The organism is Robertkochia solimangrovi, assembly GCF_007279655.1.
Taxonomy (GTDB): domain Bacteria; phylum Bacteroidota; class Bacteroidia; order Flavobacteriales; family Flavobacteriaceae; genus Robertkochia; species Robertkochia solimangrovi.
Window position 1 is genome coordinate 195457 of sequence record NZ_QKWN01000004.1, and the last position, 13116, is coordinate 208572.

10 protein-coding genes are annotated in these 13116 nt (G+C 40.0%); 9 read left to right on the forward strand and 1 reads right to left on the reverse strand.

Annotated features, from left to right (window positions below):
* The first annotated feature begins 85 nt into the window (after positions 1–85).
* From DMZ48_RS07410 to DMZ48_RS07450, 9 genes are all read left to right on the forward strand, one after another.
* Positions 86–3706 (forward strand): PAS domain S-box protein, encoded by a 3621-nt coding sequence (locus tag DMZ48_RS07410; RefSeq protein ID WP_143954492.1) that lies wholly within the window; start codon positions 86–88, stop codon positions 3704–3706.
* Between the two features lie 28 nt (positions 3707–3734).
* On the forward strand, positions 3735–4463 hold the full coding sequence (locus DMZ48_RS07415) for a hypothetical protein (protein ID WP_143954493.1): 729 nt from the start codon (positions 3735–3737) through the stop codon (positions 4461–4463).
* Entirely contained in the window at positions 4460–4825 is a 366-nt protein-coding gene (locus DMZ48_RS07420) for a response regulator transcription factor (RefSeq protein WP_143954494.1), read from the forward strand. Before DMZ48_RS07415 ends, DMZ48_RS07420 begins: the two co-directional genes overlap by 4 nt.
* 49 nt (positions 4826–4874) lie before the next feature.
* Positions 4875–5840 (forward strand): HEAT repeat domain-containing protein, encoded by a 966-nt coding sequence (locus tag DMZ48_RS07425; RefSeq protein ID WP_143954495.1) that lies wholly within the window; start codon positions 4875–4877, stop codon positions 5838–5840.
* Between the two features lie 8 nt (positions 5841–5848).
* Positions 5849–7273: a glycosyltransferase family 2 protein gene (locus tag DMZ48_RS07430; protein ID WP_143954496.1), complete on the forward strand. Its 1425-nt coding sequence runs from the start codon at positions 5849–5851 to the stop codon at positions 7271–7273.
* A 3-nt stretch (positions 7274–7276) separates the two neighbouring features.
* Positions 7277–8566 (forward strand): YaiO family outer membrane beta-barrel protein, encoded by a 1290-nt coding sequence (locus tag DMZ48_RS07435; RefSeq protein WP_143954497.1) that lies wholly within the window; start codon positions 7277–7279, stop codon positions 8564–8566.
* Between the two features lie 76 nt (positions 8567–8642).
* Entirely contained in the window at positions 8643–9197 is a 555-nt protein-coding gene (locus DMZ48_RS07440) for a GNAT family N-acetyltransferase (protein WP_242009148.1), read from the forward strand.
* A gap of 124 nt (positions 9198–9321) precedes the next feature.
* Positions 9322–9969, forward strand: a complete 648-nt coding sequence (locus DMZ48_RS07445; RefSeq protein ID WP_143954498.1) for a DUF2306 domain-containing protein — start codon at positions 9322–9324, stop codon at positions 9967–9969.
* 178 nt (positions 9970–10147) lie between these two features.
* Positions 10148–11209 (forward strand): tetratricopeptide repeat protein, encoded by a 1062-nt coding sequence (locus DMZ48_RS07450; protein ID WP_143954499.1) that lies wholly within the window; start codon positions 10148–10150, stop codon positions 11207–11209.
* A gap of 132 nt (positions 11210–11341) precedes the next feature.
* On the opposite strand, the gene DMZ48_RS07455 is transcribed toward DMZ48_RS07450, so the two are convergent.
* Positions 11342–13111: an alkaline phosphatase gene (locus DMZ48_RS07455; protein ID WP_143954500.1), complete on the reverse strand. Its 1770-nt coding sequence runs from the start codon at positions 13109–13111 to the stop codon at positions 11342–11344.
* Between the last annotated feature and the right edge of the window lie 5 nt (positions 13112–13116).

The window sequence follows — 13116 nt, forward strand, 5'->3', positions numbered from 1 at the left end:
CATTTCCAAGCATTTATTTGTTAAAATCTTGTGGCTTCGTATTAAAATCAATAATTTCATTTTAATTTAAGAATAAAGCAAGGTTATGCCCCAAACTGACGTTATTCTGGAGAATAATTGCAATCGATTGTTCCGTGAAAATACTTCGCTCATCCCATGGCTTCATGAGGATTTAAATTACGGTTTGTGGTATCTCGAAACCGATATTCCGGAGACTTTATGGATAAGTGAATCTTTCTGGAAATTTCTCGGGTATGATCATATTTCAAAAGAAGAAAGAAATTCCACGATTCATTTAAATACCGGCTATTTAAACTTGCGAAGGGAGCTCAAAGAACTGATCAGGAAACAAAACACCCTACCTGATCCCATAAAATTCACGTTCATTAATAAGGAAGGTCAAAAAGTAAAGCTTCTTGCCGTAATTTTTTATGAACCGGAACTGTTGAAAAAAGGCAGCATCCTCCTAAAATTCATTAAGTCAGACAGCACTTTTATTAAAGAAAAAAAACTTAAAAAGAAGCTTTCAAAACTTAAACAACGGAATGCTCTTTACGAAATAACCAATACTATTACCCGTGTCGGTGGCTGGGAGGTAGATCTTGTGAACCAAACTATTCTATGGACCAAAACTACAAGAGAGATTCATGAAGTCTCCCCGACTTTCGTACCTGATGTTGAAAATGCGATCGCGTTTTATAAAGAAGGCTGGAGCAGAGATACCATAAGCTCGCTATTTGAAAAAGCGATCAATAACGGAGAGTCCTACGATATTGAACTTAAACTGATCACTGCTAAAGGCAGGGAAATATGGGTACGTTCCATAGGACATCCCGAATTCGAAGAAGGTAAATGTGTACGTGTCTATGGTGCTTTTCAGGATATCGATAAACGCAAGTCAGAAGAATTTGAATCACAATTCAACAAAGAACGTTTTCAGTTAGTCTTCGATAATTCCTCTCTTGGAATAGTATTGAGAAGTATCTCAAATGAACTATTGCTGACCAACCCTGCCTTCCGGAAGATCTTTGGAATGGATCAGTCCATTAATGGGATGATCAAAAATCAAACCTTTAGAGATCTGATCCATCCGGATGACCGCGAAATGATGCAGAATTATCATCGTCAGCTATTATCAGGAGAGATCGAGTCGTATTCATCAGAATGCCGGTTTTTCGACCTGACAGGAAAACTGATCTGGTGTCGCGTCAACACTTCCGTAGTGAATCGCAATGAGGATTCCGATGCCCTCATCCTTTCACAGTTGGAAGATATCACTATCAAGAAAAAACTGGCTGCCAGATCGCTGGAAAACTCCAAGCGTTTCAGCGGTGCATTTGAATATTCTCCAAATGGTATGGCATTGGTATCCTTGGAAGGAAGGTGGCTCATGGTCAATAATGCTCTGGGTAAAATGTTCGGGGTTTCGAAAGAAGAACTCCTGCATCGCTCCATGGAAAGCCTGACACATCCTGAAGATGCGAATCTGGATGAAGTGTTCATTCAGGAACTTCTTGACGATTCCCGACAGAGTTACAGCATACAAAAAAGATATCTTCATAAAGATGGTTCTGTCATCTACGGACTTCTGAACGTTTCCCTTATCAGGGATCATGATGGTTCACCATTATACTATATCGGACAAATCAACGATATCAGCCGAAGGGTACGTTCACAGGAAGAATTACAAAATAGCCTCAGTGAGCTCCAGGGTCTTTTGAATGCAACCACTCATGTCTCCATAATTGAAACCGATTTAAACGGTATTGCCCGAAAGTTCAATAAAGGTGCTGAGAATCTATTAGGATATAAAGCTTCGGAAATCGTCGATAAGAAACCGGTAAGTATCTTTCATGATCCCGATGAGATCGAAGAACGTGGAAAGGAACTTACTACCCAGTATAACCGGCCGGTTTCCGGGTTTGAAGTATTTGTACATAAGGCAAATAAAAGAGAATTTGAGTCAAGGGAATGGACCTATATCAGGAAAAACGGAGAACGATTCCCAGTACAACTCGTTGCAACGGCTGTGGTTAATTCCAAAGATGAAATCACTGGATATCTGGGTGTTGCAACTGACATCTCCCAATTAAAGGAAATGGAGGTTTCCTTGGTTAAGGCCAAACAAAAGGCGGAAACTGCCAACAGGTCGAAATCGGAATTCCTCGCAAATATGAGTCACGAGATCCGGACACCACTAAATGGTATCATCGGGTTTACTGACCTCCTGATGAAAACCACGCTTTCCGAAAGCCAGGAGCATTATATGCAAACCGTATATAATTCTGCGAATCATTTGCTGGATATCATCAATGACGTACTGGATTTTTCGAAGATCGAAGCAGGAAAGCTTGAATTGAATATTGAAAAGATCGACCTTCTGGAGCTTTGCAGCCAAACCATGGATATTATTAAACATCAGGCACACGCGAAATCACTTGAAGTTTTGCTGGATATTCCTCCGCTGATCGATAGATTCATCTATGCAGATACAGTTCGCTTACGCCAGATCCTTACCAACCTCCTTGGAAATGCAGTGAAATTTACTGAGGAAGGTGAAGTAGAAATGAAGATTCGTCATGACAAGCTGGAACAGCAAGAGGGCTTCAATCGCTTTACATTTTCGATACGAGATACCGGAGTAGGTATAGCCCCTCATAATCTTTCCAAGATCTTCAGAGCATTTGACCAGGAAGATTCCTCAACTACCCGAAAATATGGAGGTACCGGACTCGGACTTACTATAAGTAACAGATTACTGGAACTTATGGGAAGTAAACTCGAGGTAACAAGCGAACCCGGCAAAGGGAGTGTTTTCTCTTTCACTATTGATTTCAGATCTGAAAAGGGAATTTCAACTGCTAAAAAACCAGGTTTCATCAAGGTTCAAAAAGTCCTGGTAGTAGATGATAATGACCATAACAAATCGATATTATCCGAAATGTTACAGGTTAAAAAAATCGAAGTCATTACGGCTTCAAACGGGATTGAAGCATTAGAGATTCTCGAAAACTCATCACAATTCGACTTGATGATCATCGATTATAACATGCCATATATGAATGGCATCGAAGTAGTGAAGCACATCAGAGAGACCTTTAATATCCATAAAGACCTTTTACCCGTGATGCTCCTTCACAGTTCGGTAGAGGACACCATCATCAACAAGGCCTGTAAAGAGCTTGACATTCAATTTAATATAACGAAACCTATATCGATAAGACAGCTGTGTACTACAGTAGACATGATCGAACGACCCCCTAAGCAAATGGATGACAAAATTTACGAGGTAACCAACCAAACATCGCTGAACGATGTTGCCTGCAACGTGTTGATCGCGGAAGATAATCCGGTTAACAAATTACTGGCCCGTACACTGATTCAAAAACTGGTACCGTTAGCGACCATTATCGAAGCTGATGACGGGGCTATTGCAGTCGAAAAATTTCTTGAAAATAAGATCGATATTATTTTTATGGATATTCAAATGCCTGTGATGAGTGGTATTGAGGCAACCAGGAAAATCAGATCACTTGAAAATGGTACTTCCCGTGTTCCGATCGTTGCACTTACCGCCAGATCGATCAAAGGAGAGAAGGAAAAAAGCATCACCTATGGAATGGATGAATACTTGTCAAAACCCGTGATCTTTGAAACCATCAGACAAACGCTAATCAGATTTCTGATCAAAGAACCTGTGAGTTAACAGATTCCCGAGTATTAAAGAATAAATTATGCCCCAGACCAACCACGTACAATTACTTATCATAACCGGATGCGAGAACAGAGCCGGTGAATTATATAAAATAACCGAAAATTCAGGACTGAATTCAGTATTCTGCAAAAATAGTTTTGAGGCAATACAAAAACTTAAGTCCGAACAGGAATTCGACCTTATTTTGATCGATAAGGATGCCGGTCCTCTTAAGGCTTTACAATTCTCGGAATACCTAACCCTTGAACTTTCGGTCACTACACCGATTGTCGTTGTCGGTGGCAGTCAGGAAGAATATATTCTTTCCGAAAGAACCTTTAAACAATTGAACGACCCGATCAGTGAAGTCGATCTTCAAAAGATCCTGATTGAACTACCCATAGCGAAAATTAAAGGAGGTAGATCATCAAGTTTCTATTCCCTGAATTATCTGAAAGACCTCTCTGATAACGATCAGGATTTCATTGCGGAATCGATCAGTATTTTCAAAACATCGGTTGAGCAAAAACTGATCGGATTACAGGTCACTATCGCAGAAAACGATTTTAAGAAGTCCAGGGAAATTACCCATAATATAAAACCATCCTTTGAGATGCTTGAGAATGATGAATGTCGTGAACTTTGCGATACCATATGTTACAGGGCTTCCGAAGAAGAAATACCGGCATTAGTTCAAATTCTACTTGACAAGTTCACCAAGATCATCGAAGAACTGAAATATGAATTCCCCAAACTCAATGACGTATGAAAAAGAGAATCCTGGTTGTGGAGGACAATCCCATGATCGTGAAATCACTGGAGTTTAAATTGACCCGGGATGGCTATAATGTTACTGTTGCTGTCGACGGAAGAGAAGGACTACGCCTACTTGAAAAAGAAGCTTTCGAACTCGTGATCACCGACCTTATGTTACCTTTTGTAACCGGCAATGAACTTATCGAACATATCCGAAAGAACAATCCCGAACTTCCGGTCATCGTACTCTCCACCTCGAACCAGGAAGAAACGATCATCGAAGCTTTTGAGATCGGTGTGAATGACTTTATCACCAAACCCTTTAGTCCGAACGAACTCTCCCTAAGAGTTAAAAGAACCCTGAATATCCATTAAACTGGAAGCATTCAACGACATATTTGCTGACACACCGTGGATCGTGCAAATGAATTTACTATTCGCCTGTATATTCTTTGTGGCTTCCCTTCTTTTCACCATTGCCATAATCTTATTGCGTCTATTTAAGAATCGAAGAGAAAACGCCAAGAAAATATATCAGGATCAAATCGGTGATTTTATCAATGAATGTCTGTTTAATGAAGAATTCGATATTGAAGCTGAAGCGGAAAGATTTCGTGCTGAATGGCTGAAAACTAACCTTAGAAGAAAAATAGCGATTCGTCAGATTCTTATCTTCAATGAGAATTTAAAAGGCGAATCGGAGAAACAGGTCAAAAGATTATTCTATTTACTCCGACTAGATCAGTTTGTCTTTGAGATCCTGAAAAAAAGTGCATGGCATCAACAATCGAGAGCTTTATATGTCATGTCGGAACTAAAAGTATTGAAGCCGGCACTAGTGGCTCCCTTTCTGCATTCCAAAATTCACGGTGTAAGAGAGCAAGCTATTTATTATTTCCTCAAAACTTCCGATTCCGATCCATTGCGATTTTTTGAAAATCTAACCGTTGAGCTAACCTTATGGGAGCAGCTGTATATACAGGATAGCCTTCAGAATGTATATCAGGGAAAAATCCCGGATTTTTCCCAATGGCTTGAACACCCCTTATTATCCGTTCGGTTGTTCGCAATACGGATGATTCGTGAGTTCTCACAATTCGAGAATATTGCAACCTTGATTCCCATGCTTAATCACAGAGATCCCTTGGTTCGGAAAGAAACAATCAAAACGCTTTGCCGCTTAAATTTTGAAAAGCTTCCATCGATACTGTTAGCTCAATTCCAAAAGGAGGAAGAAAACGTGAAACTTGAAATCATCAATGCGATCAGATCTCTGGGAACATTAGCAATGTTACAAGACCTTAGGTCAAACATAAAAGAAGATGAAAACCGAATCGCTCTCAAGCTTTTAAAGGCAGAAAAGAAACTAAAATTATTAACCACTGAATAAAGAGCCCTATCAATATTTTCGATAACATAACCGAGATCTTTAGCTGGATATTCCTGGTTTATGGGATTCTTGTTTGTACATGTTATGTACTCGCAGCGATTTTTTCCTTTTATGAGATAAGAGACTATAAGCGAAAATACAATCTAAAAGATGAAGTCGCTTTGTTACAATCAAACAACCTACCTGCTATTTCTATTTTAGCTCCAGCCTATAATGAGGAGGCGAATATCGTTGAAAATGTCAGGTCACTGCTTACCGTTAACTACCCATATTTCGAGATTGTGATCATCAATGACGGAAGTAAGGATGGGACATTGAATCAATTGATCTCCACTTTTCAACTGATAGAAGATGACACCCCCTATCATAACTTCATACCCTCTAAAGACATCAATCGAGTGTATCGATCCTCCAGTCATTCCTTTAGAAACCTCAAGGTTATCGATAAAAAGAACGGAGGAAAGGCTGATGCGCTGAATGCCGGCATCAATGCATGCAGCCATGAGATCATCTGTTGTATCGATGTTGACTGTATTCTTGAAAGTGATGCATTGTTAAAACTCATAAAACCATTCCTGAACAATAAAAACAAGGTGATCGCCTCCGGGGGAATCATTAGAATTGCTAATTCATGTATCATCGAGGACGGCAGAATCATCGAAGTGAAATTACCGGAGAAATTTATCGCAAAAGCTCAGGTCATAGAATATTTCAGAGCTTTCTTAATGGGTAGAATGGCCTGGTCCAGAATCGACGGATTAATGCTGATTTCAGGAGCTTTTGGCATGTTCGACAAACAAACCGTTATGGATGCAGGCGGTTATAATCATAATACCGTAGGTGAAGATATGGAATTGCTCGTTCGCATGCGAAGAGTTATGGCTGAAAAAAACACACCCTATACTGTAGGCTTTATCCCGGATCCACTATGCTGGACCGAAGTACCTCAGGACTGGAATATTCTGTACCGACAGCGCAATCGCTGGACCCGAGGTACTATTGAAACCTTATGGCTGCATCGTAAGATGATGTTCAATCCCAAATACAAAATACTCGGACTCCTCAGCGCACCCTATTGGATGTTATTTGAGTGGCTGGCACCGATCATTGAATTTTGCGGTATCCTCTTCTTTATGTTGTTGTTGCTTTTTGGCAAAGTGAACTGGTTCTATGTATCGAGTTTCTTCCTTGCCTCCTATTCATTTATCGTCCTGTTCTCGATAACCGCGATCTTCTTTGAAGAATATTCCTTTCAACAGTATAAGCGAACAAACTACATCTATAAACTGATTCTCACGGCTTGCCTGGAACCCTTCATCCTTCACCCTTACATCGTTTGGTCCAGTCTAAAAGGAAATATCGACCTGATCAGAGGGAAAAAATCGTGGGGAGAAATGCAACGTACCGGACTCAGAAATTCTGCTAAGACATAAGCTATGAAAACGATCATAAATAAATTTAAGAATTGGTCAAGTAGTCATTTCAGTAACGAATGGCCTGTATTGATATTCATACTCCTGTATCTATGTCTGTTCAACACCGCAAAGGCTCAGGAAAAAGCAGACCCCGTAATGCTGTATGAAAAAGCACGTTCAGAAGCTTATGAATACGAAAACTACTCTGAAGCCATTGAATTGATGGAAAATGCAATTAGTCATTCTCCAGAAAATACCGATATGATTCTTTTCCTGGGCCAACTTTACAGTTGGACCAAACAATACGATAAAGCACGGCCTCTTCTGAAATCCACTTTTGAAAGTACCAAAGCTTCTGAAGATGCCTCATTGGCGTATGCCAATCTGGAGTTTTGGAGTAAGGATGTTGAAAAAGCACTGGAAATTGTAAACAAAGGACTTGAAACCAATGAGGCATCATACGCACTGATGCTTTTAAAAGCCAGAATCCTAAACGACCTGAACAGAACACAGGAAGCAAAGTCCCTATTGGAAACTGCTGTAAAATCTGATCCGAAAGACGAAGAGGCTAAAAAGCTTTTACAAAATCTGAATACTGAAATTCTACACAATGAATTGGGCATCATATATGAGTTCGTGAACTTTGATGAAAGGATCAACGATCCCTGGCACCTGGTTCATTTGCATTATTCCAGAAACACCGGTATGGGGCCATTGACCGGCAGACTTTCCTATGGTAATAAATTTAATACCGGAAGCGTTCAGTTTGAAACCGACTTTTACCCGAAGATCTCAAAAACCTTTTATGGCTACCTCAATGCTGGCATCTCTAATGACAAAGGTATTTTTCCGGAATATCGTGCCGGTGCTTCGTTATACGCAAACCTTCCTTCGGCCTTTGAAGCGGATGCGGGTTTCCGATTACTTTATTTTGATGAGTCCACCTGGGTCTATACCTTCGGACTGGGAAAATATTATAAAGATTTCTGGTTCAATTTCAGAACGTATCTTGCCCCCGGAGATTCAGGGACTGCTAACTCCTATAACCTTTCTGCCAGATATTATTTTGGTGCGAAGGAAGAATATGTCGGAATTCGTGTGGGGACCGGATTTTCTCCGGATGACGCCGCTAATAATATTTTGCTCAGTACCGAAAATCTGAGATCCAATAATCTGGAGATCGACTTCAGAAAGCTTATTTTGAAGTCGCAACTTATCCTTGTCAGAATAGGCTATGAGAACATCGAATTCTCAGATACTACTAAGATCGATCAATTCACCGCAAGTCTGGGATATATCAAAAGATTTTAAGACCACCTTAACCCGCTAACCAAGTTTTTACTTTCAGGTAATCTCTATCTTTATCGCGATCAAAAATTAACGGACGATGATGGAAATACAAATTGCTGAATCCAGGGAAGACCTATTGCAAATCCTGGAGATACAGGCTGCTAACCATAAACAGGATATGAGCTCCACAGATCTGACTGAAAAAGGTTTTGTAACAATAAAACACAGTATTTCAGAACTTCAAAAGCTGAATGATGCCGCAGATCAGATCATAGTAAAGGAAGATGAAAAAGTTGTAGGGTATGCACTGGTAATGCCTAAAGAACTCAGACATATCGTACCGGGACTTCAACCCATGTTCAGTAAATTCGATGAACTGATCTACAATGGCACTCCTTTCAGTTCGCTTAATTATTATGTGATGGGACAGATTTGTATTGCTGACTCCCATAAAGGAAAAGGATTGTTTTCGAAGTTATATCAAAAACACCGTGAAGTTCTTTCGAATAGTTTTGATATGTGTATCACAGAAGTAGCCACCCGTAATTTACGGTCAATGGGAGCCCATTTAAAAACCGGATTTAAGGTTTTGGAAACCTATACGGACGCAGAAGACGAATGGAACATTCTTGTATGGGACTGGCGGAAGTAAAATTTTAAAATTATTCTGGCCGGTTAAAGGTATTTACACCTCATCGCTAATATTCAACATTTCAGCAATTTAATATTTAAGATCCAAGTTTAAGATCACAAATTTGAATATTAAAATTGCTAAAATGGAAAACATAATTACAACACTGATCTACATTCATGCCGGGTTTGGCGGGATTGCATTATTCGCCGGATTAATCTCTCTTATCGTAAAAAAAGGGAATACCATTCATAAACGATCCGGACTGGTCTTCTTCTACGCCATGCTTTGTTCCGGATTAATTGCATTGATCGTTTCATGCTTACCAGGTCATGAAAGTCCCTTTCTCTTTGCTATTGGTATTTTTAGTCTGTATTTCGTTTTATCCGGCTATCGGGCACTTCGCTTTAAAAAACCGAATATCAACCTGACCCTCGATACCTGGATATCCCGCATGATGATCCTGACCGGGATTCTCATGATCGTTCTTCCGATGGTTAATTCAGGGAAACTTAATATAGTTCTTTCAGTTTTCGGAGCATTCGGAATATATTTTGCGATCAGAGATCTGAGATTGTACAAAGACCCTAAAAAAGTTCGAAAGAGCTGGCTAAAGATCCATCTCGGTAAAATGATCGGAGGATATATCGCAGCCACAACAGCATTTGTGGTCGTAAACGGATTCTTCCCGGGTATTTCAGGCTGGTTCATTCCAAGTGTCATAGGAGGTATCTATATCGTCTACTGGATGCGTAAGGTTACTAAAAAGACTCCGGCAAGTATCAATACGTAATTATATGAACGCTGTTTCCTAACGTCTCATTCACCCCTTAAGAACCTGATCTTTCGACACCTACCATTAAAAATGCAAAGGAACTCAAAAGATTTATCCTATATTTATGTCAATCAAATAATATATACCACGCTTTTGCGCTGACCTGAAGTAGGAACTGAATCAAATACTGTATATCATGAGAATTACCATACTTTTCTTACTAATCCTCAATGTGGGCATGCACCCTATAAGTGCTCAGGAAGAAACCACCCGGGATAAGGCCAAACGTGCCATCACCATGATGGATAACGGTCAAATTGAAGAAAGTATTGAAATTCTACGCGAATGTGTAGTTGAAGAACCGGAAAATTACATCTATCCATATGAAATAGCCTATGCCCGCATTCTTCAGGAAGATTATGAAAAGGCTATCGAAATTCTCAGTAAATTAAAATCCTATGAAGATATAAACAGTCAGATCTACCAATTATTAGGCAACTGTTACAGTTATAACGGGGATGAGAAAACCGCATTGAAGACTTATGCAGAAGGACTCTCCATCTTCCCAAATGCCGGAAATCTGTTTTTAGAAACCGGAAACATCTATTATCACAATGAAGATTATGACACCGCCATCCAGAAATACAGGGAAGGCATAGAACACGACCCAATGTATCCTTCCAATTATTACAGGCTTGCTCTTTTGTACCTCAACTCAAAAGATCTAATGTCGGGATTGATCTATGGAGAACTGTTCATGAATCTTGAAAGAACGACACAGCGAACCCAGGAAATGAGCAAATTACTTTATGAAACTTATGTGGAGGCCATCAAGATTAAAAAGGACACGCTAAGCTTCGAGTTCTGTGATATTATCATAACGGATAGTGAATTAAAGAACGGTGAACTCAAACTTCCTTTATGTGGTATTTATGCAAAGAATATGGGATTGAGTATCATTGGAGTAGAGGAAATAAACTTAAATACGCTCTCTGAAATTCGAATTAAATTCATCGAACAATTCTATAAAGAGGATTATAAAAATTATTCAAATGCGCTGTTTGAATACCACAAGAAATTACTGGAACACGATCTTTTCGATACTTATAATCACTACCTGTTCCAGATCGGAGCAGAAGACGATTTCACCAATTGGTATGAAGCGCATCAATCCGACTATGAGACGTTTACTGACTGGTATATCAGAGAGGAGAACATCATAAGAATCAACGATACCAATATGTTTATCAAAGCATGAGTTTTTCCGGAAGGTATTGACATCAAATCTTCGCAAGGACAGTAAAAATAGGAGAATACGACAATGATCGATCAAGATAAAGACCCGTTAGGTAAACGAACGGGTCTTTCCAATCAACCAATTTACGAATCACTACTTCGTATTCAATTTTAAAGTATTAATAATCCTGTCAAACACTTCATTATTCTCATAGACTCCTCGAAACTCACTGGATCCGGGTCCATAGGCAAAAATCGGAACCATGATTCCGGTATGATCAATGGTCAGGAAATCTGCCTGTATAGTACCCTCAGAGAGATCCCCTCCAGCTATTCCCAGTCCTGAAGTTTCATGATCTGCGGTAATAATCACCAGTGTATTTGGATTTCTATCGATAAATTCGAGAACCTCAGCCACAGCCTGATCAAAATCCAGCATTTCCTCAACGATCTTTTCGATATCATTTGAATGTCCGCCGTTATCGATCTGGGCTCCCTCAATCATTAGAAAGAAAGGCTTCTTTGCATTTTTCAAAGTCTTCAATGCTTGTTTTACAGCATCAGGAAAAACATTTCCTCTTCCTTCTTTGACAGAAGGCGCTTTATTTTCTCCCAGATATACCGCTGAACCAAATTTAAGGTCTTCCAGTGTCACGGTAGTAAAACGCTTTGCTATCGCTTCCACCTCCTGTTTTCCTCCGGCAATAAAAAATCCCAGATCACTATCTACCAGGTCCGAGGTCAATCCTTTGGTATCATCTCTTTCTTTTCGATGTGCAAAGAAAGCGGAGGGAGTAGCACCAAAGATCGCATCGGTCGTAACGATACCAGTATTAAATCCTTTCCCTGTGGTAATCTCTATAAGATCTTCCAACAATCGACCTTTTGGATCTACACCAATTGCCCGGTTATTCGTTTTATGTCCCGTGGCGATCGCAGTCGCTCCTGCCGCTGAATCCGTATTCAGATTATCATACGATGCAGTTTTAAGAAAGCCGATATCCCGAAGATTCAGAAGACTTAACGAACCGCGATTTGCGATCATTGCTGATGATATTTGAGCGAGTCCGTTTCCATCTCCGATCATAACGATGATATTGTCAGGTCGTCTATCAGCCTTGTGTTTATATTCCGGGATATAAACCGGAATTGGCTCCGTTCTGGTATAGGTTCTTTCGATCAGTTTACTCAGATATTGCACAGCAACAGCAGGTTTATCGGTATTGATCAGGTCGATACCGAGTTTTGCAAATGAAGACCAGGCTGTCTTGGTATCGGGTGTTCCCCAAAATCGAATAGGGATCCCTGCATTATGTACTTTTTCAACCACTTCCGTTACCTTTTCCAAATCATTCTTAACCATCCTTCCATATCCGTTCCAGACCGAGTAATCCTTATAGTTCAGACTCACCATCGCAATTTTGGAGCGGTCAACAGTTTCCAGCCCATCCGGATCCTGTAGATCAAAACTGATAAAATTTGGATAATCTGCATAGGTCGCTTGATCCGGTCTGTTACCGGAAATTACAAAGCTTACTTTACCAGCGTTAAGCAGGGTGGGATAATTGTAAATCGAGGCGACTACTGCCTGCAAAGTTTCTTCAGCCGCTGTCTTGATATCTACCAGTAATTGTAAAGATCGTAGCTCTCCGTTACCGGCTAATTGCTGCAATGGTTTTAAATAAAGTCTTTCGAATGTATTTTCAGAACTAATTTCATCTATAGAATGTGCTACAAACAGGGTGCCTTCCTTTAAAATAACGTCTGCTTCGATCGAACCTGCTCCCGCTGTATACGCATACCAAAATGGGTATTGCTGCTCATAATCATTATGGGAATGTACACTATACACATGCTGAGCAGATAGCCATGAGAGTTTCAGTAACAGCATTAAAAATACCAGAATTGGAGTTGCGTTTTTCATGTTAA

Bases quoted from the DNA above. Each gene is read 5' to 3' on its own strand.
- DMZ48_RS07410 (WP_143954492.1), top strand. From the start codon at position 86: ATGCCCCAAACTGACGTTATTCTGGAGAATAATTGCAATCGATTGTTC.
- DMZ48_RS07415 (WP_143954493.1), top strand. From the start codon at position 3,735: ATGCCCCAGACCAACCACGTACAATTACTTATCATAACCGGATGCGAG.
- DMZ48_RS07420 (WP_143954494.1), top strand. From the start codon at position 4,460: ATGAAAAAGAGAATCCTGGTTGTGGAGGACAATCCCATGATCGTGAAA.
- DMZ48_RS07425 (WP_143954495.1), top strand. From the start codon at position 4,875: ATGAATTTACTATTCGCCTGTATATTCTTTGTGGCTTCCCTTCTTTTC.
- DMZ48_RS07435 (WP_143954497.1), top strand. From the start codon at position 7,277: ATGAAAACGATCATAAATAAATTTAAGAATTGGTCAAGTAGTCATTTC.
- DMZ48_RS07440 (WP_242009148.1), top strand. From the start codon at position 8,643: ATGATGGAAATACAAATTGCTGAATCCAGGGAAGACCTATTGCAAATC.
- DMZ48_RS07445 (WP_143954498.1), top strand. From the start codon at position 9,322: ATGGAAAACATAATTACAACACTGATCTACATTCATGCCGGGTTTGGC.
- DMZ48_RS07450 (WP_143954499.1), top strand. From the start codon at position 10,148: ATGAGAATTACCATACTTTTCTTACTAATCCTCAATGTGGGCATGCAC.
- DMZ48_RS07455 (WP_143954500.1), bottom strand. From the start codon at position 13,111: ATGAAAAACGCAACTCCAATTCTGGTATTTTTAATGCTGTTACTGAAA.